Raw genomic sequence first — 18,417 nt, forward strand, 5'->3', positions numbered from 1 at the left:
AAGGCATCACCATGGACGTCGATCTGACCGGAAAGAGGGTGCTCGTCACCGGCGGCACCCGCGGGATCGGCCGCGGCATCGTCCTGGCGTTCGCGCGGGCCGGCGCCAAGGTCGTCACCTGCTACCGCAGCGACGGGGAGGCGGTCGAGGCCCTGGTCAAGGAACTCGCCGCCATCGGCGGCGACCACCACGTCCTCAAGGCGGACGTCAGCGACCCGGAGGCCGTGGCGCGGCTCGTCGACGAGACGGAGGCGCGGCTCGGCGCGCTGGACGTGCTGGTCAACAACGCCGGGGTGATCAGTCATGTGCCGTTCGCGGAGCTTCCGCTGGAGGAGTGGCGGCGGGTGATCGACACCAATCTGACCGCGCCCTTCCTGGTGATCCAGAAGGCGCTGCCGCTGCTGAAGGAGGGTTCCTCGATCATCACCGTCGGCTCTCGCGCCGCCGTCGTCGGCATCCCGCTGCGCGCCCACTACACGGCGGCGAAGGCCGGGCTGATCGGGCTGACCCGCTCGCTGATGAAGGAGCTGGGCCCGAAGGGCATCCGGGTCAATCTGGTCGCCCCCGGTGTCATCGAGACCGAGGAGTTCGAGAAGGCGTCCCCGGAGGAGCTGGAACGCGTCCAGACCCGTTACCGGGGCCTGACCGGCATGGGCCGGCTGGGCCGCCCCGACGAGATCGCCGGTGCCGTGCTGTTCCTGGCGAGCGATCTGTCGGCGTACGTCACCGGCGAGACGCTGCACGTCGACGGGGGGATCTGAGCCATGGCGACCGGAAGCTTCCGGGTCCTGCTGCGGGCCGAGATCAAGCCCGGTATGGCGGAGGACTTCGAGCGCACCTGGCTGGAGGTGGGGACCGGGGTCACCGGGCACCCCGCCAACCTGGGCCAGTGGCTGATGCGGAGCGACGAGGACGAGCACGTCTACTACATCCTCAGCGAGTGGGTGGACGAGCCGAGCTTCCGCGAGTTCGAGCAGAGCGACCAGCACCTGGAGCACCGCACCAGGCTGCACCCGTACCGCTTAGGCGGTGCCATGTGGACCATGACGGTGGTGCACGCGCTGGACAAGCCGCGGGCGGTGACCGGGTGAGCGACCGGATCCGCATCCTGCTGTTCTGCCGGGCACCCGCGGAGGGACCGGAGGTCATCGAGCGGGCGTACCACGAGATCAGCAAGACCCTCGCGGACACCCCGGGGCTGCTCGGCAACGAGTTGCTGCACTCGCTGATCGAGGACGACGCGTTCGCGGTGATGAGCGAGTGGGAGAGCTTCGAGGCCTTCCACGCCTGGGACGAGGGCCCCGAACACAAGGGCCAGACGGCTGGACTGCGGCCCTATCAGGACCGTACCCGCCGTCCCTGGGACATGTACGCGGTCCGCGCGACCTACTGAGAACTCCCCGCTCCCGGGGCGGAGGTGATGATCCGTCACCCCGCCCCGGCTTCCGCACGTCCATCGGAGGACCTGCCATGCTGCCGATTCCCGGCCCTCGCCGGCTGGTGCGCGCCCTGCGGAGCGTGGGGCGGGCCGCCGTCGACGGGCTGATCATGCTCGGGGCGTACCACGGCGCGGTGCCGCCCGCCCATCTCGCGGCTCTGATCAGCAAGGCTTCCCGCGCACGACGCGGCCACCGGGCCCCGCTGCGGCCGGCGCCCGCACCCCTGTCGGCGCCGCCGCCGGACACCCTGCTCACCGAGGCCGAACGCCGGGCCTGGGAGCTGCTGGTGGAACGGTTCTGACGGGGGTGCAGGCACGCCAGAAGGCCCGCGCCTGGGGCGGCTGCGGGCCTTCGCGTCTGCAGGGGTGTCCCGTGCGAGGCACGGGCGGCGTGGGGACGTTGCCGTGCTGCGGCGGATCGTGAGTGAGCGAGTGAGCGATCTGCGGTTCAGCGTACGGAGGGGTAGACGCGGTCTATCCCGTACCAGCTCGTCGGCTCGCAGTTGAGTATGTCCCTCTGGACCTGCTGTATCTCGTGGTTGGGCTCGAGGCCGAGCTCCTCCTGAAGGACGTGACGGTAGCGGTGGAAGGTCTCCAGGGCCTCGCCCCGCCGGGACGACAGGTGCAGAGCGATCATTAATCGGCTCTGGAACCACTCGTGGAGGGGATGGGTGACCGTGAGCGACTTCAGCTCGGAGACGAGTTCCCGGTGCCGGCCGATCCGCAGGTCGGCGTCGATCCGCAGCTCCAGGGCGTTCATCCGCTCCTCCTCCAGGTACGCCGCGTGCCCTTCGAGCACGGGGCCGCTGCGGACGCCTCCGAATACCGGCCCCTGCCACAGGGACAGTGCCCGGTGGAGAAGATCGGAGGCCCTTTCCGGACGATGTTCCTCCAGGGCGCGTCGGCCTTGACCCAGCAGGGTGCGGAAGCGTACTAGGTCGACTTTTTCGGGGTCGACGTTCAGCACATATCCGGAAGGGTCGGTTCGGGTTCGAATCATTCCTTCCCGATCACGACCGTCGGCCCCCAGGGATTTGCGCAACTGATAGACATACGTCTGAAGGGTCGCCATCGCGGTGGGCGGCGGGTTGTGCTGCCAGAGCTCCTCGGCCAGCGTCTCCGTGAGGACCAGCTTGTTGGCGCGCAGCAGCAGAGTCGCCAGCACTCTGCGCAGTTTGGGTGCACTGGGAGTGCAGTCGACGTCCCCTTCTCTGGCCATCAACGTGCCCAGCACCGCGAACTCCATGTTTCCCCCATCCGGATTGGATGATCCATTCCCGACACTGAGCCGCACTCAACTTCCGCGGGACGTGCCGTGTTCACAGCAGCGGTAACGGGATTCATGAACGTTGAACCACATTTCCTGACGAAAAAGCAGACACAGAAGAGCGCTACCGTCCGGTAACCACGGAGATTCGACTCCGCAGGCTATCCATACGGAAAACAACCGCTCAAGAGGGCCTGAGTAAAGGGAGGAAGTACTTTCAAACCGGCAGTCGGAATTTTGCCATGGCATTAACCGCCCGCCAGTCGAGGGAGTGGCCCTCCGTCCACAGCCGGGCCGCGACCCAGAGGGCCTCCTCGCGATCCGCGCTCCCGGTGGCGTCTCCTCTCGCGGGCAGCAGGGCGACCGCGTCGCTGTCGCCCCGCGCGACCGCGGGATGGCGCAGGGCCAGGGTGGTCAGGGCCCGGCCGGGACCGGCCTCGACCAGCAGGACCTCGTCGTCGGAGAGCAGGGTGTCGAGGGCCGGACCGAAGAACACCGGGTCGGACATCTGGCGCGCCCAGAACCGCGGCCGGGTCGCCTCCTCCTCGCTCACCCGGGCCCCGGTGGCCGACGAGTAGAGCGGTACCACGGGCGGCGTCAACCGCACGTCCGAGAAGGCCGGTTCGAACAGCTCGGCCGCGACGAGGGCGTGCGGGGTGTGGAAGGGCTGGGGGATGCGGGCGCGCCGGGCGAGGAAGCCGTCCGTGCGCAGCCTCCGCTCCACCTCCGCCAGTTGGCCCTCGGGTGCGCCCAGCACCGTCTGCCGGGGCCCGTTGACGACCGCCACGCTCACCTCGCCCACCGCGTAGGGGGCGAGTTCCTCGACGGATGCGGCGACGGCGAGCAGTCCGCCGGCCGGAACCGGCGCATAGGTGTGGGACCGCGCGGCCATCAGCCGCGCCCCGTCGTCCGCCCCGAGCACACCCGAGACGGTGGCCGCCGCCAGCTCACCGATGCTGTGCCCGAGCAGGGCCGTCGGCCTCGGGCCCCAGCTCTCCAGCATCCGGGCCAGCGCCAGGCCGACCGCGTACAGCAGCGGCTGGCCCAGCTCGCCGGAGTCGATGGAGACACTCGGGTCCTCGGCGAGCCACTCCTCGGTCAGCGGCTTGCCCCCGGCGGCCTCGTAGCCGGCGAAGAACTCGTCCATGGCCGCGGTGAACGCGGGGTCCCGGCGGTACAACCCGGCCCCCATCCGGGGCTGCTGGGAGCCGTGTCCCGGGAAGAGCAGGGCGACCGGGCGCGGCCCGGCGCCCCTGCGGGTGCGGGCTTGTGAACGGGCCGAGCGCAGCAGGGCGACCGCGCGCTCGGCGTCCCGCGCCACCACCGCGCCGCGCACGGTGTGGTGCGAGGTGCGGGCTCCGCCGAAGCGGCGGACCGTGGCGTCGGCGGTGTCGCCGAACTTCTCGGGCGCCGTCTTCTGCAGCCAGGCGGCGAGCTCCTCCCGAAGGACCGTTTCTCCCTTCTCGTCCGGCGCCGACCAGATGAACAGCCGTGGCTCGGCGGCGCCCGAGGACTCCGCCGCGCCACCGCCACGCTCCGCCCGACCCCCGAGGTGCTTCATGTGGCCCGTGCCTCCCGTCGGTGTACGTCTCGCTCCCGGTGCCCGGATGGATGCGGATGCGGACGCGGATCCGGTCCGGACCGGCCAGGCAGCTCGATCGAAACACCGTTGTCTGGAAGCGTTCTAAAGGCCATCTCAGGCCATCGCGATACCTTCGGTAACGGCGGGAGCCTCCTGGGCCGCGCGTCGCGCGACCCCGTCCCTGATCGTCCGCGCGATGGTGACCAGCTCACTTCCCGGTCCGAAGATCTCGTGCACCCCGGCCGCGCGCAACACCTCCGCATCGGCGGACGGTACAATTCCGCCAAGGACGACCAGCACGTCGTGCAGTCCGGAGGAACGCAGTCCGGCCAGAATGGGCGGCACGGTCGCCAGATGGTTGCCCGAGAGGCTCGACAGCCCGAGCACGTGGGCGTCCTCGGTCAGTACGGTGCGTACGATCTGCTCGGCCGTCTGGTTGCCGACGTAGACGACCTCCATGCCCTGCTGCACCAGATAGCGGCTGACGACCATGGTCCCCCGGTAGTGGGAGTCGAGGCCGGGCTTGGCCATCACGACGCGAATGCGGTCCACTTGGCTCTCCTCATATCGCTGCGGAACGCCGGTGCGAAGACAACGGCGGTTCGGGACGGGGGTGTTCGAAGACTGCGATCGGCGGACGGCCGCCGCCCGGTACGGTCAGATGAGCGGCTGCCGCCAGCCGCCGTGGAGGACGCGGAAGACCTCCGAGCACTCCCCGAGCGTCGCCCCGGCCCGCACGGCGTCCAGCAGGGGCGGCATGGTGTTGCGGTCCGAGGCGGCCGCGGCGCGGAGCTCGTCCAGCGCCGCCCTGACCCGCGCCCCGTCCCGGCCGGCGCGCAGCCGGCGCAGCTTGTCCTGCTGCGGCTCCAGGGTCGCTGGTACCCGGAACGGGTCGATGTGCAGCGGCTCGTCGGAGCGGAAGCGGTTGACGCCGACCACGGTGCGGGTGCCGTCGTCGATCGCGAGCTGGCGGTCGTAGGCGTTGGCGAGCAGGTGCTTGTGCACCCAGCCCTGTTCCACGGCGGCCACCAGACCGCCCAACGCGTCGATCCGCGCGAGCAGTTCGCACACCCGTTCCTCGACCGCGTCCGTGAGGCTCTCCACGTAGTGGCTGCCCGCGAGCGGGTCCGCCGTGCGGTCGACCCCGGTCTCGTGGCGCAGGATGTGCTGAGTGTGCAGGGCGGTCAGCGCCGCGCTCTCCGAGGGAATGGACAGGGCCTCGTCGTAGGCGCTGACGTGCAGCGACTGGGCGCCGCCGAGCACGGCCGCGAGCGCGTGGTACGCGGCCCGGGTCACGTTGTTCAGGGGCTGCTGCGCGGTGAGCGCGGAGCCTGCGGTCTGCACGTGGTAGCGCAGCATCCGGCTGCGGGGCTCCCGGGCGCCGAGGCGTTCGGCGAACACCCTGGCGTAGACGCGCCGCGCCGCACGGTACTTGGCGATCTCCTCGAAGAAGTCGTTGTCCGCGCTGAAGAACGCGGTCAGCCGGCTCGCGAAGGAGTCCACGGGATGGCCTCGCCGGACCATCTCCTCCGCGGTGGCGACCGCGTGCGCCACGACCAGCGCGGCCTCCTGCACGGCGTCGGCGCCGGCCTCGCGGTAGTTGTAGCCGGTGTAGCTGATCGCGTTCCAGCGGGGCACATGCTCCAGGCAGTACTCGACGACGTCGGTGGACAGCCGGAAGGCGAAGGCGGGCTCCAGCACGCTCGGCGCGGTCAGGACCACCGTCTCCATCATGAAGTCGTTCTGCAGGGTGCCGGCGAGGGACTCCGGCCGGTAGCCGCGGCGTTCGGCGGCCACCAGGTACATGGCCAGGGCCACACCGGCGGCGACCGGGTGGGAGACCACGATCGACACGCTCACCTGGTCCAGCGGGATCCCGGCGTAGAGCGCGAGCATGTCCTCCACGCTGTCGACGGCGACCCCGCCCTGGCCCGCGTCCGCCCGGGCCAGGGGCGCGTCGCTGTCGTAGCCGCGGTTGGTGGGGAAGTCGAAGACGGTGTTGACGGCCGTGGCCCCGTGTTCCAGGAGCAGCCGCAGCCGCCGGTTGGTGTCCTCCGGTGTGCCGAACCCGGCCAGCTGGCGCACGGCCCACGGCCGCTCGCGGTACATCAGCGGGCGTACCCCGCGGGTGAACGGCGGCTCGCCCGGTGGCTCGGGGGTACGCACCGGATGACGCTCGGGGGTGTACACGGCATCCACGGGGATCCCCGCGTCGGTGGTGGCACCGGCCACGGCATCCGGGTGTTGCGGGCGTCCGCTCATGGCAGCCGCACCACCTGGGCCGCGTAGGTGAGGCCCGCTCCGAAGCCGATGAGCAGCGCGAGGTCCCCGCTCGCGGCCTGACCGCCGGTGAGCATGTGCTCCATGGCGAGCGGAATGGACGCCGAACTGGTGTTGCCGGTGGTGACGATGTCGTCCGCCACCACGACATGGGCGGGCAGCGCCAGTTCCTTGGCGAGGACCTCGGTGATGCGCATGTTGGCCTGGTGCGGGATGAAGGCGGCGAGGTCGTCGGCCGTCACCCCGGCCGCGCTCATCGCCTCGCGGGCGGTGTTCACCATCTCGTCGACCGCCCAGCGGAAGACGCGCCGTCCGTCCATCCTCATCACCGGCGGCGGGCCCGCGACGTCATGCCGGTAGTCGCCCCAGGAACGGGTCATGACCACGGCCTCCAGCTGGTCGCCGTCCGCTCCCCAGACCACTGGCCCGATCCCGGGCTCCTCGGACGGTCCGATGACCGCGGCTCCGGCCCCGTCGGCGAGCAGAAAGGCGATCTGCCGGTCCGTCGGGTCCACCAGGTCCGTCAGCCGCTCGGCCCCGACCACGAGGACATGGTCGGCCTCCCCGCCGCGGATCATCGCCGAGGCGGTGCCGACCGCGTAACAGAACCCGGCGCAGGCCGCGTTCAGGTCGAACGCGCCCGCCCGGCGCGCACCCACCCGGTGGGCGACGTCCACCGCGACGGAGGGCAGCGAGACCAGATTGGTCGTGGTGGCCACGATGACGCAGCCGATGTCCAGCGGATCGAGTCCCGCCGCGGCGATGGCCTTCTCGGCCGCCGCTGCGCCCATCACGGCGTGGGTCTCCTCGCGCGTGGCGAAGTGGCGGCGCCGTATCCCCGACCTGGTCTCGATCCACTCCTCGCTGGAGTCGATGGACCGGCAGATCTCACCGTTGTCCACGACCCGCTGCGGTCGGTAGCCCCCGACCCCGATGATGCGGCCGAAGCGTGGCTCCTGGCGGCAACTGGCTCGCAACACGCTCTTTCCTCTCCCTCGGGTACGTCGGCCCCGCCCGGCGCGGACCCGGCCCGGGCCTGCCGCGGTCCGGGCCGCCCGCGGACGGCGACCGTGCGGCGATGGTCTCCAAAGCGGCTCTACGGGACATCGAGCACGACTGAAGGAAGCGCAGGTACGGCCCCCGGACGCGGAGGTGGCCGGACGGCGGGCCGGCCTGGCGTTCAGGCGGGTCCTAGAGGCCCACCAGCGGGCGTTGCCAGGGTGGCTGGCGCTTGCCGCACCCAGGAGGCGAAAGACGCGTAGGAGGCGAAAGACGTTGAGCACCTTCTTCACCCATGGACTGAGCGTGCTGGTGCTGCTGGGAAGCGGCATCGTCTCCGGGGTCTTCTTCGCCGTGGCCGTCAGCGTCATCCCGATGGCCATGGACCTGCCCGTCGACCGCTATGTGGAGGTGCACAAACTGCTCGGCCGCAACTACGACCCGATGATGCCGATCATCGTGATCACCTCGATCCTCGGGGACTGGGTGCTGGCCGTGCTGGTGGACCGGGCCTGGATCCAGGTGCTGTTCGCGCTGTCCGGGGTGCTGCTGCTCGGGGTCTCCGTGATCTCCCGGGCGTGCAACGTCCCCATCAACCGCCAGGTCGCCCTCGTCGACGCCGGAACCATCCCGGCGGGCTGGCAGGACCCCCGGCCGCTGTGGCGCGGCTGGCACCACCTGCGGACGGTGCTGGCGCTCCTGGGGCTGGCCCTGAACGCGATCGCGGTGGCCTGGGTGGCCGTGTGACCTCGAAGGAGCACTGACATGACCGACCGACAGCGGCCCGGTCCCCTGCCGGCCCACCGCTACCGGCCGCCCACGACGGTGGAGCTGCCGGACCGCAGCTGGCCGTCGCGCACGGCCCGCACCGCACCGCGCTGGCTCTCCACGGACCTGCGCGACGGCAACCAGGCACTGATCGACCCGATGGGCCTGACCCGCAAGCGCCGGATGTTCGACCTGCTGGTGGCGATGGGCTACAAGGAGATCGAGGTCGGCTTCCCGGCCGCGAGTCGCGCCGACTTCGACTTCGTGCGCTCCCTCGTGAAGGACGCGGCCATCCCCGAGGACGTGACCGTCTCCGTCCTCACCCAGGCCCGCGAGGAGCTGATCGCCCGCACGCTGGAGTCGGTGGCCGGGGCGCACCGGGCGACCGTGCACCTGTACAACGCGACCTCCCCGTTGTTCCGGCAGGTCGTCTTCGGCACCGACCGGGCCGGCTGCACCGGGATCGCCGTGGAGGGCACCCGGCAGGTGATGGCGTACGCGGACAAGGTCCTCGGCCCCGAGACCGAGTTGGGCTTCGAGTACTCGCCGGAGCTGTTCACCGACACCGAACCCGACTTCGCGCTGGAGATCTGCGAGGCGGTGATGGACGTCTGGCAGCCGGGCCCCGGCCGGGAGATCATCCTCAATCTGCCCGCGACCGTCGAGCGCGCCACCCCGAACCTCTACGCCGACCAGGTCGAGTGGATGAGCCGTCATCTCTCCCGGCGCGCGTGGGTATGCCTGTCGGTGCACCCGCACAACGACCGGGGCACCGCGGTCGCCGCGGCTGAGCTGGCGGTGCTGGCCGGCGCGGACCGGGTGGAGGGCTGTCTGTTCGGACAGGGCGAACGCACCGGGAACGTGGACCTGGTGACCCTGGGGCTGAACCTCTTCAGCCATGGGATCGACCCGCGGATCGACTTCTCCCGGATCGACGAGATCCGCCGGGTCGCCGAGGAGTGCACCCAGCTGCCGGTGCCGCCGCGCCATCCGTACGCGGGCGACCTCGTCTACACGTCGTTCTCCGGCTCGCACCAGGACGCCATCGCCAAGGGGTTCGCGGCGATGGAGCGCACGGCCGCGACGACCGGCACACCGGTGGAGCGACTGGCGTGGGCGGTGCCCTATCTGCCGATCGACCCGCGTGACGTGGGCCGCAGCTACGAGGCGGTCATCCGGGTCAACAGCCAGTCCGGCAAGGGCGGGGTGGCGCATGTGCTGCGCACCGAGCACCGCCTCAGGCTGCCGCGGCGGATGCAGATCGAGTTCTCCCGGGTGATCCAGTCGCACACCGACACGGCGGGTGGCGAGGTCACCCCGGCCGAGATCTGGGCGGCCTTCACCGCCGAGTATCTGCCGGGGCGCGATCCGGGCGCCTCGGGGCTGGAACTGCTCGCCCACCATCTGCTCACCGAACCGGACGGAGGGGTGACGCTCACCGTCCGGGTACGTCTCGCCGGTGCCGTACGGGAGTTGACGGGCACGGGCACCGGTCCCGTCGACGCCTGCGCCCGGGCTCTGGCCGGGGCCGGGCTGCCGCTGCGGGTCCTGGACTACGCCGAGCACGCGCTGGCGCCCGGCGGTGACGCGCGTGCCGCCGCGTATGTGGAGTGCGCGGCGGACGGGCGCACGGCGTGGGGGGTGGGGATCGACGCCGACCTGGTGCGTGCCTCGCTCGCCGCCATGGTCAGCGCGGCCCGCCGCATCCACCGGTGAGCGCCCCGACCGGACCCGCTCCCAGCCGAAAGGACGGAACATGATCACAACGGGCTTGCCCGGACCGGCGGACGAGCCGCCTCCGGTACAGCTCCTGGACCCCGAGGGCCGCAGGGACGAGGACCCCCGGTGGCCCCTCGAACTGTCCGCCGAGGAGGAGCGGTCGCTGTACCGGGACATGGTGCTTCTGCGGCGGTTCGACGCGGAGGCGACCACTCTGCAACGACAGGGCGAACTCGGCCTGTGGGCCTCCCTGCTCGGCCAGGAGGCGGCCCAGATCGGCGCGGGCCGGGCCCTGGACCTGCGGGACTTCGTCTTCTCCAGTTACCGGGAGCACGGCATCGCCTGGTGCCGGGGGGTGGACCCGGTGGGGATGCTCGGCTTCTGGCGGGGCACCGCCCACGGCTGCTGGGACCCGTACCGGGCGGGCATGGCCAACTACCAGGTGGTGGTGGGCGGACACGCCCCGCACGGCGTCGGCTACGCGATGGGCATGCAGCGGGACGGGGCGGACGGCGCGGTCCTGGTGTGCTTCGGCGACGGCGCGACCAGTCAGGGCGACGTGAACGAGGCCTTCACCTTCGCCTCGGTCTACGGCGCCCCCGTGGTCTTCTACTGCCAGAACAACCAGTGGGCGATCTCCGAACCCCTGGAGCGGCAGACCCGGGTGCCCCTGTACCGGCGGGCCCTTGGCTTCGGCTTCCCCGGGATCCGGGTCGACGGCAACGACGTCCTGGCCTGTCTGGCGGTGGCCCGGGGCGCGCTGGAGCACGCCCGCTCCGGGGCGGGACCGGTGCTGGTCGAGGCGGTCACCTACCGGATGGCCCCGCACACCACGTCCGACGACGCGACACGCTATCGCTCGGGCGAGGAGGTGGAGGACTGGGCGGCCCAGGACCCCCTGGTCCGGCTGCGGGCGTATCTGGAGACCACCGGGCGGGCCGACGCCGGTTTCTTCAAGGAGATCGACGAGGAGGCAGGGGCACTGGCGGTTCGGGTGCGCGGCGGCTGCCGGGCGATGCCGGACCCGCCCGCGACGGCTATCTTCGACCATGTCTACGCCGGCCCGCACGCGCTCCTCGACGCCCAGCGCGAGGAGTTCACCGCCTTCCAGGCCCAGTTCGAGGACGCATCCTGACCGAGCGGAGGACCGGCATGACAGCGACGACCCTGGCCCAGGCGCTCAACCTGGGGCTGCGCAAGGCACTCGAGGGCGACCGGAAGGTCCTCGTGATGGGTGAGGACGTGGGACGGCTCGGCGGTGTCTTCCGGATCACCGACGGGCTGCACAAGGACTTCGGGGAGGACCGCGTCGTCGACACCCCGCTCGCCGAGTCGGGCATCGTCGGCACCGCGGTGGGTCTGGCCTTCCGGGGGTACCGGCCGGTCTGCGAGATCCAGTTCGACGGGTTCGCCTACCCCGCGTTCGACCAGATCGTCTCCCAGCTCGCCAAGATCCGCACCCGGACGCGCGGACGGGTCTCGATGCCGGTCGTCGTGCGGATCCCCTACGGCGGGGGCATCGGCGCGGTGGAGCACCACAGCGAGTCCCCCGAGGCGTACTTCGCGCACACCGCGGGCCTGAGGGTGGTCTCACCGGCGAGTCCGGCCGACGCGTACTGGATGATCCAGCAGTCCGTCGCCTGCGACGACCCGGTGATCTTCCTGGAGCCCAAGCGCCGCTACTGGGACCGGGAGGAGTTCGACCCCGGGGCCGGCGCCCCCCTGCCGCTGCACACGGCACGGGTGGCCCGGCCGGGCCGTGACGTCACCCTCGTCGGCTACGGCCCCACCGTGCGCGTCTGTCTGGACGCGGCGACGGCCGCCGCCCAGGAGGGGCGCAGTGCGGAGGTGATCGATCTGCGCTCGCTCTCCCCGCTGGACACGGACACGGTCGCCGCGTCGGTGGCACGGACAGGCCGGCTGGTCGTGGTGCACGAGGCGCCGGGCTTCCTCGGCCCGGGCGCGGAGCTCGCCGCGTCGATCGGCGAGCGCTGCTTCTACGCCCTCCAGGCACCGACGCTCCGGGTGACGGGGTACGACACCCCGTACCCGCCGTCGCGTCTGGAGGAGGCCTACCTTCCGGAGCTGGAACGGGTGGTGGACGCGGTCCACCGCTCCCTGGCGTACTGAGCCACGGGCGCCGCCGTCATCCACGACGCGGGCCGGACCGTCCTCCCGTGACGGCCCGGCCCGCGTTCTCGTGCCCAGGGTCAGGGTGCCTCGGGTGCCAGGTCGGCGGGGACGTCGCGCCAGACCTCGGCGACGAGCCGGTGGTAGTCGGTGCGCCAGCCGACGAGGGCTGCGCCCATCTGCTGCTGGAACTTCGGGGGAAGCGCGGCGAGCACCGCCTCGGTCACGGCCCGGTCCAGGCCCTCGTCCGTCCAGGCCGAGACCAGCCAGGTCGGCGGCCGGTACGCGCCGCCGTCACCGTCCTGCGCGCCGCCCGGGCCCTGGGGCCCACCGCCCGGGCCCTGGGGTCCGCCGCCCGGGCCCTGGGGTCCGCCGCCGGGGCCGCCGCTCTGGCCGCGGCCCCCGCCGCCCTGGCCGCCGGCGATCTCCTCGGGCCGGACCCGGTCCACCAGGACCGGCACGATGTGCTTCTCCTCCAGCGCGAGATGCCGCTCGAGATGCGTGTGCAGACGCTCGGTCGCGGCCCGGGCCGCCTCGATCGCATCGGCCTCCGGCAGCCGCTCCATCTGCCGGGTGATCTCCTCGAGTTCGCGGTCGAGGTCCGCGTGGTCCTTCTCCAACTCGACCATGACCGGCGCGAGTTCCCCGGCGCGCGAGGTGACCAGCGGGAAGAGGCTGTCGTCCTCGTTCTCGCTGTGGTCGGCGAGCGCCCAGTGGTAGAGCTTCCAGTGTCCGGCAAGCCGCTGCGCCTGCTCGGCGTCGTGCGGGTTCAGGGCGGCCAGGGCGTGGGGGAAGCGGACGGCGTCGCGCCGTAACGCGTGGTGGATCATGAGGAAGGAGGTCGCCGCGGTGATCTTCCCCTCGGCGTCCAGCTGGAATCCTTCGGACATGCGTGACTCCTTGCGGTGGTCGGGGCCGTTCAGGGGCCGGCGCGGGCAGGCGGCCGGCTTCACGCGTCGTGGCCCCGGCCCCGCGCGGGAGGCGCGGGACCGGGGCGCACGGGACGGTTCGGATGACGGGAAGGCGTACGGACGACCGGTGTGCCGTCAGAACGCGGTGAGGTACTGCTCGATCTCCCAGTCCCCGACCCGCCGGTGGTACGTGTCGAACTCGCTCTGCTTCAACTGGGCGTAGTAGTCGACGAATTCGCCGCCCGACACCTTACCGAAGGCCTCCCTGAGAACAGGGTCGGCGCTGACGGCGGCAGCCGCGTCGGCCAGGGTCGCGGGGAGCGCGGAGTGCGCGGGAGCGCCGCCCCGGCCTCCGTCGCGCTCCAGGTTCGCCTCGTTGGGCGCCCCCGGGTCCATCCCATGGTCGATACCGTCGAGACCGGCCGCGAGCAGCGCGGTCATGGCCAGATAGGGGTTGGCGGAGGAGTCGACGCACCGCGCCTCCACCCGGCCCGGCGCGGGCACCCGGAGCATCTGGGTGCGGTTGTTCCCGCCGTACGTCGCCCAGGTCGGCGCCCAGCTGGAGCCGGAGGCGGTCGCGTCCCGCGCCGCGAGCCGCTTGTAGGAGTTGACCGTGGGGCAGCCGAAGCCGACGACCCCGGGCGCGTGCGCGAGCACCCCGCCGATGAACGAGTACCCGAGGTCGGACATCCCGAGGCCCCGGGCGTCGTTGGCACCGCGGAAGAGCTCGGTGCCGGAGGCGCGGTCCCACAGGCTCATGTGCAGATGCAGTCCGCTGCCGGTGAGACGGCCGAAGGGCTTCGGCATGAAGGTCGCGAGCAGTCCCGCCTCGCGGGCCAGCATCTGCACCAGATAGCGGAAGAGGATCACACGGTCGGCGGTGACGAGCGCGTCCGCGTACGCGAAGTCGTGCTCGAACTGCCCGTTCGCGTCCTCGTGGTCGTTGGAGTAGTTGCCCCAGCCGAGCGCGGTCAGGGCCCGGCTGACGGCCGCGACATGGTCGAGGGAGCGGCCGAGTCCGCGGGCGTCGTAGCACGGCAGTTCCGCGGTGTCCTCGTCGTCGGCGACCGCGATGCCCCCGTCGGGGGTGCGCCGGACGAGGAAGTACTCCGGTTCGGCGCCGACCTTGAACTGCATGCCCCGGTCCGCGAGCGCGGCGAGCCGGCGCCGCAGGATCACCCGTGGGGCGTACGGCCAGGGGGCGCCGCCGACGTGCGGGTCGCACATGACCGCGGCCAGGCCGGTGCGCCAGGGCAGCACGGTGTACGTGGACACGTCCGGTACGGCCACCAGGTCGGGGTCGGCCGGGGACTGGCCGATGGCGCCGACGGCGTGGCCCGCGAAGCCGAGGCCCTCCTCGAGCAGCTCGGGGACGGCCGCGGCGGGGACGAGTTTGCAGCAGGGCTTGCCGTCGATGTTGACGAACATGGCGAGGACGAACTCGATGTCGTCGCGGACGACGGCGTGGAGGAAGTCCTCGGCGCTCTCGGGCGGTTCGGGCAGCCGGGGCACGAGGGGGTGTCCGTATCCGAACATCAGAGGTTCACCTGCACCCGGTAGTGCGCCAGCCACATGTTGAGGCTGAGGAGCATCTCGATGTCCAGCCGGCAGATCCACGCCCAGACCCCGGGGCGGCCCGCGACCTGCTGGGGGTCGGCGGCGACGGCGCGCGCGGCCGGGAGGTTGACGAACGGCCGCACGGGGGCGTTCGGGTCGGCGAGCACATCGCGCAGCTGACGGCAGAGTTCGGTGAGGTAGCCGAGGTCCTGGGTGACCGGGTAGGGGCTCTTCTGCCGGTCGAGGACGGACGCCGGGACCAGGTCCTCGGCGATCGAGCGCAGCAGGCTCTTCTCACGGCCGTCGTGGTTCTTCATCGCCCAGGGGGTGTTGAAGACGTAGTCGACGAACTCGTGGTCGCAGTACGGCACCCGCATCTCCAGGGCCGGGCCCATGCCGAGCCGGTCGCTGCGGTCCAGGAGCACGCCCAGCCAGCGCGTCAGATGCAGATGGATGACCTCCCGCATCCGCCGCTCATGGGCGCCCTCGCCGGGCAGCACGGGGACGTCCGCGAGGGCCTCGCGATAGCGCTGGGCCACATAGCCGCGCAGGTCGAGCTTCTGCAGCAGGCCCGGATCGAGCAGCCCGAGGCCGAGGCCGGGGTGGGTGGGCTCGAAGACGTGCATGATGGCCATCCACGGGAATGTCTCGGCCGAGACGACCTGCTCGTTGTGCACCCACGAGAAGCCGCCGAACACCTCGTCCGCCGTCTCGCCGGACAGGACCATGGTGGCCTTCTCGCGCACGGCCTTCGACAGCAGATAGGCGGAGGCGTCCATGTCGCCGAACATCGTCGGCATGTCCTGGGTGACGATGGTGGCGAGCCGGACCTCGGGGGCGGCGAGTTCGGCGGCGGGCAGCGCGATCTCCTCGTGCAGGGCGCCGACATGCCGGGCCATCTCGGCCGCGTACGGGGCGTCCGAGGTGCCGCGCATCTCGTCGGCGCGGAAGCCGTCCGCACCGGTCAGGGTGAGGGAGAAGGTCCGCAGCCGCGGCTCGTCGTGCGCGGCGACCCAGCGGGCGGCGAGCGCGGTCAGCACGCTGGAGTCGAGTCCGCCGGAGAGCAGGATGCCGCGCGGTACGTCGGCGACGAGTTGCCGGGCGACGACGGCCTCCAGCCGCTCGCGGATCTGCGCGACGGTGGTGGGCAGGTCGTCGGTGTGTGGGCGGGCGGTCAGCTCCCAGTAGCGGTGCTCGCTGACTCCCCTGCGGCTGAAGCGGAGCACGCTGCCGGGCAGCACCTCGCGGATGTCGGCGTAGATCGAGGTGCCCGGGGACTTGGTCTGGGCGAGCAGCTCGCGCAGCCCGTCGCCGTCCACCACGGTGGCGATGTCGGGGTGGGCGAGCAGCGCCTTGGCCTCGGAACCGAAGACGATGCCGGTGGGCGTCAGCTTGTACAGCAGCGGCTTGATGCCCATCTGGTCGCGGATCAGCACGAGTTCCTCGCTCCGGGCGTCCCAGACGCCGAAGGCGAACATGCCGTTGAAGTGCTCCCCGCACCTCTCGCCCCACTCCAGGTACCCGCGGATCACCACCTCGGTGTCACAGCGGGTACGGAACCGGTGGCCGCGTGCCTCCAGTTCGGTGCGCAGCTCACGGAAGTTGTAGATCTCCCCGTTGTAGGTGACGGCGGCGAGCAGCCGTCCGTCCTCCTCCACGACCATGGGCTGGCCGCCGCCGGGGATGTCGATGACCGCGTTGCGGGTGTGCCCGAAGCCCGCGTGGGCGCTCACCCAGACGCCGTCCCCGTCGGGCCCTCGGCAGGCCAGGGTGTCCGTCATGGCTCGTACGACCGGCCGCTCGGCGGAAATATCGCGCTCGAAGTCGGCCCATCCGGCGATTCCGCACATGCCTTCTGGCTCCTTCCGACGGCGCCCGCCCCAGTGGCGGGCGTGACCATCACCGCAACCCGCCCCATGGTGGTGGCGACCGTTCGAGGCGATCTGGTGTCCCGGTAGGCGTCGCGGCAGGGGCGCGTCACGGCCCCGGTGGGCGCGCTCCCCCGAGCTCGCCACCTCGTACGCGACGGGCGTCTCCATGTGCGCAACGTCGTTGCAACGTGCCCTGCGCTGGACTGTGCGGGTGACCATGGACATGATCCCGCGCGTGGAGCTGACCCCCGCGGCCGCCGAACTGGTGCGCCGGCTGCGGGAGACCCACGGCCCGCTGATGTTCCACCAGTCCGGCGGGTGCTGCGACGGCAGCGCCCCGATGTGCTACCCCGAGGGCGAGTTCCGCACCGGCGACTCGGACGTCCTGCTCGCGGAGCTGGAGGTCGCCGGGTTCGACGAGCCGGTCGGTTTCTGGATGTCGAGGAAGCAGTACGAGGTGTGGAGCCACACCCGGCTGATCGTCGACGTCGTGGCCGGCCGGGGCAGCGGCTTCTCCCTGGAGGCACCCGAAGGAGTGCGTTTTCTCATCCGTTCTCGCGTCGTAGACGCCTGATACACCCCACGGGACACCGCCGTCTGCTGCACTTCCCCTGAGTCCTGCGCACGTTGACGAGACATCAGGGGGAACAATGAGGCCTCGCGACAGACGGCTCAGAACGGTACTGACAACTCTCTTGGCATGGAGCGCACTGGCCGGTGCGGCCCTCGTGGGGGCGGCGCCGGCCACTGGTGTGCAGAGCGCCCGGACGGTCGCTCCCGGCGTCCGGTACAGCCAGTTCGACATCCCCGCGGCCCACGGGACGGCCCACGCACATCTGATCACCGTCGACCTGCGGGATCCCCATGTGCGGGTCGATCTGCTCTATCCGGGCGCCGTCGCCGCCCGGGCCACCGTCTCGCGGCTCGCCGGCCCGCACGGGGCGGTCGCGGGGATCAACGGCGACTTCTTCGACATCACCGAGACCCAGCACCCGGGGGTGGAGGCGACCGGCGCCAGCGACGGCCCGGCGATCGCGGGCGGGCACGAGCTCAAGGCCGCCGTCCCGAACGGGCAGCGCTTCGGGCCCGCCCTGCCGCCGGGTGCCGACACCCAGGACGTGCTCGGGGTGGGCACCGACCGCAGAGCCCGGCTGGACCGGCTGTCCCTGAGCGGCTCGGTGCGCACGCCCTACGGACGGCTGGCCCTGCGCGGGCTGAATCAGTACGCGCTGCCGGTGGGATCCATCGGGGCGTACACCTCGGACTGGGGCACGGCCTCACGGATGCGGGCGGTCTGCGGCACCGACACCGACCGGGCCGCACCGTGCAGCACCGACACCTACGAGGTGACGGTCAGAAAGGGCCGGGTCGTCGCGACCGCCGCCCGGCCCGGTGGCGGTCCCGTCGCCGCCGGCACCACCGTGCTGGTCGGCCGCGAGGCGGGCGCCCGGCACTTGCGCACCCTGTACAGGGGCGAGGCGATCCAGGTGCGGCAGCGGCTGGTGGCGGCCTCGTCCGGCATCCCGTACCGCTTCGCCGTCGGCGGTTTCCCCCTCCTGCGGGGCGGTGTGCCCTCGGCCGGCCTCGACGACAGGACGTCCGCCGTGCGGACGGCGGTGGGCATCGAGGACGGCGGCCGGCGCCTGCTGCTTCTCGCACTGGACGGCGCGGCCGCCTACCGCCACGGTCTCACCCTCGCCGAACTCGCCGCCACGCTACGGCGGCTGGGCGCCACCGACGGCTTCAACCTGGACGGCGGCGGCTCCACGACGCTGGTCACCCGGCTGGAGGGCGAGAGCGCGGTGACCGTGCGCAACCACCCCAGCGGAGGCGTCGAGCGCGCGGTGGCCAACGGAATCGGGGTCTTCTCCGCCTCCTGACGTCCGGCTCGGAAC

18 protein-coding genes are annotated in these 18,417 nt (G+C 71.8%); 10 read left to right on the forward strand and 8 right to left on the reverse strand.

Features of this window, described 5'->3' with window-relative positions:
- The first annotated feature begins 11 nt into the window (after positions 1 to 11).
- The 4 genes from ACFY2Z_RS19180 to ACFY2Z_RS19195 all read left to right on the forward strand — a co-directional run bounded on the left by ACFY2Z_RS19180 (position 12) and on the right by ACFY2Z_RS19195 (position 1,740).
- Entirely contained in the window at positions 12 to 761 is a 750-nt protein-coding gene (locus ACFY2Z_RS19180) for an SDR family NAD(P)-dependent oxidoreductase (protein ID WP_390745299.1), read from the forward strand.
- Positions 762 to 764: 3 nt separating this feature from the next.
- Positions 765 to 1,091: an antibiotic biosynthesis monooxygenase family protein gene (locus tag ACFY2Z_RS19185; protein ID WP_390745300.1), complete on the forward strand. Its 327-nt coding sequence runs from the start codon at positions 765 to 767 to the stop codon at positions 1,089 to 1,091.
- On the forward strand, positions 1,088 to 1,393 hold the full coding sequence (locus ACFY2Z_RS19190) for an antibiotic biosynthesis monooxygenase (RefSeq protein WP_311691502.1): 306 nt from the start codon (positions 1,088 to 1,090) through the stop codon (positions 1,391 to 1,393). The genes ACFY2Z_RS19185 and ACFY2Z_RS19190 overlap by 4 nt, the downstream gene beginning before the upstream one ends.
- Before the next feature lie 77 nt (positions 1,394 to 1,470).
- Positions 1,471 to 1,740 carry a hypothetical protein gene (locus ACFY2Z_RS19195; RefSeq protein ID WP_390745301.1) on the forward strand — a complete coding sequence of 90 codons (270 nt, stop codon included), beginning with the start codon at positions 1,471 to 1,473 and terminating at the stop codon, positions 1,738 to 1,740.
- 146 nt (positions 1,741 to 1,886) lie between these two features.
- Here the strand turns inward: ACFY2Z_RS19195 and ACFY2Z_RS19200 are convergent, their stop codons facing one another.
- From ACFY2Z_RS19200 to ACFY2Z_RS19220, 5 genes are all read right to left on the reverse strand, one after another.
- Entirely contained in the window at positions 1,887 to 2,684 is a 798-nt protein-coding gene (locus tag ACFY2Z_RS19200; protein WP_390745302.1) for a BTAD domain-containing putative transcriptional regulator, read from the reverse strand.
- Positions 2,685 to 2,922: 238 nt separating this feature from the next.
- Complete coding sequence (locus ACFY2Z_RS19205) at positions 2,923 to 4,266, reverse strand: acyltransferase domain-containing protein (RefSeq protein WP_390745303.1); 1,344 nt, start codon at positions 4,264 to 4,266, stop codon at positions 2,923 to 2,925.
- A 135-nt stretch (positions 4,267 to 4,401) separates the two neighbouring features.
- Positions 4,402 to 4,839: a cobalamin B12-binding domain-containing protein gene (locus tag ACFY2Z_RS19210; RefSeq protein ID WP_390745304.1), complete on the reverse strand. Its 438-nt coding sequence runs from the start codon at positions 4,837 to 4,839 to the stop codon at positions 4,402 to 4,404.
- 105 nt (positions 4,840 to 4,944) lie between these two features.
- A complete protein-coding gene (locus tag ACFY2Z_RS19215; protein WP_390745305.1) occupies positions 4,945 to 6,549 on the reverse strand; it encodes a methylmalonyl-CoA mutase in 1,605 nt (534 codons plus the stop codon).
- Positions 6,546 to 7,547, reverse strand: a complete 1,002-nt coding sequence (locus ACFY2Z_RS19220; RefSeq protein ID WP_390745306.1) for a beta-ketoacyl-ACP synthase III — start codon at positions 7,545 to 7,547, stop codon at positions 6,546 to 6,548. Before ACFY2Z_RS19220 ends, ACFY2Z_RS19215 begins: the two co-directional genes overlap by 4 nt.
- Positions 7,548 to 7,842: 295 nt before the next feature.
- On the opposite strand from ACFY2Z_RS19220, the gene ACFY2Z_RS19225 reads away from it, so the two are divergent.
- Genes ACFY2Z_RS19225 through ACFY2Z_RS19240 form a run of 4 tightly spaced genes read left to right on the forward strand, consistent with a single transcriptional unit; the run spans position 7,843 to position 12,183 of the window.
- Entirely contained in the window at positions 7,843 to 8,313 is a 471-nt protein-coding gene (locus ACFY2Z_RS19225) for an anthrone oxygenase family protein (RefSeq protein ID WP_390745307.1), read from the forward strand.
- Positions 8,314 to 8,331: 18 nt separating this feature from the next.
- The gene (gene leuA / locus ACFY2Z_RS19230; protein ID WP_390745308.1) at positions 8,332 to 10,050 is read left to right on the forward strand and encodes a 2-isopropylmalate synthase; all 1,719 of its coding nucleotides are present in this window, start codon (positions 8,332 to 8,334) and stop codon (positions 10,048 to 10,050) included.
- Positions 10,051 to 10,090: 40 nt separating this feature from the next.
- The gene (pdhA, locus tag ACFY2Z_RS19235) at positions 10,091 to 11,188 is read left to right on the forward strand and encodes a pyruvate dehydrogenase (acetyl-transferring) E1 component subunit alpha (RefSeq protein ID WP_390745309.1); all 1,098 of its coding nucleotides are present in this window, start codon (positions 10,091 to 10,093) and stop codon (positions 11,186 to 11,188) included.
- 17 nt (positions 11,189 to 11,205) lie between these two features.
- The gene (locus tag ACFY2Z_RS19240) at positions 11,206 to 12,183 is read left to right on the forward strand and encodes an alpha-ketoacid dehydrogenase subunit beta (protein WP_390745310.1); all 978 of its coding nucleotides are present in this window, start codon (positions 11,206 to 11,208) and stop codon (positions 12,181 to 12,183) included.
- 80 nt (positions 12,184 to 12,263) lie between these two features.
- On the opposite strand, the gene ACFY2Z_RS19245 is transcribed toward ACFY2Z_RS19240, so the two are convergent.
- From ACFY2Z_RS19245 to asnB, 3 genes are all read right to left on the reverse strand, one after another.
- Complete coding sequence (locus ACFY2Z_RS19245) at positions 12,264 to 13,073, reverse strand: hemerythrin domain-containing protein (RefSeq protein WP_390745311.1); 810 nt, start codon at positions 13,071 to 13,073, stop codon at positions 12,264 to 12,266.
- A 156-nt stretch (positions 13,074 to 13,229) separates the two neighbouring features.
- On the reverse strand, positions 13,230 to 14,630 hold the full coding sequence (glnT, locus tag ACFY2Z_RS19250) for a type III glutamate--ammonia ligase (RefSeq protein ID WP_390745312.1): 1,401 nt from the start codon (positions 14,628 to 14,630) through the stop codon (positions 13,230 to 13,232).
- Entirely contained in the window at positions 14,630 to 16,501 is a 1,872-nt protein-coding gene (asnB, locus tag ACFY2Z_RS19255) for an asparagine synthase (glutamine-hydrolyzing) (RefSeq protein WP_390745313.1), read from the reverse strand. Before asnB ends, glnT begins: the two co-directional genes overlap by 1 nt.
- Before the next feature lie 238 nt (positions 16,502 to 16,739).
- Here asnB and ACFY2Z_RS19260 point away from each other — a divergent pair, with 238 nt between their 5' ends.
- On the forward strand, positions 16,740 to 17,096 hold the full coding sequence (locus ACFY2Z_RS19260) for a DUF779 domain-containing protein (protein WP_390745459.1): 357 nt from the start codon (positions 16,740 to 16,742) through the stop codon (positions 17,094 to 17,096).
- Between the two features lie 76 nt (positions 17,097 to 17,172).
- Positions 17,173 to 18,402, forward strand: coding sequence for a phosphodiester glycosidase family protein (locus ACFY2Z_RS19265; RefSeq protein ID WP_390745314.1), 1,230 nt, complete (start codon positions 17,173 to 17,175; stop codon positions 18,400 to 18,402).
- The last annotated feature ends 15 nt before the right edge of the window (positions 18,403 to 18,417 follow it).

Origin of the sequence: Streptomyces sp. NPDC001222, assembly GCF_042896945.1 — a bacterium.
In the GTDB taxonomy this organism is placed as follows: Bacteria; Actinomycetota; Actinomycetes; order Streptomycetales; family Streptomycetaceae; genus Streptomyces; species Streptomyces gibsoniae.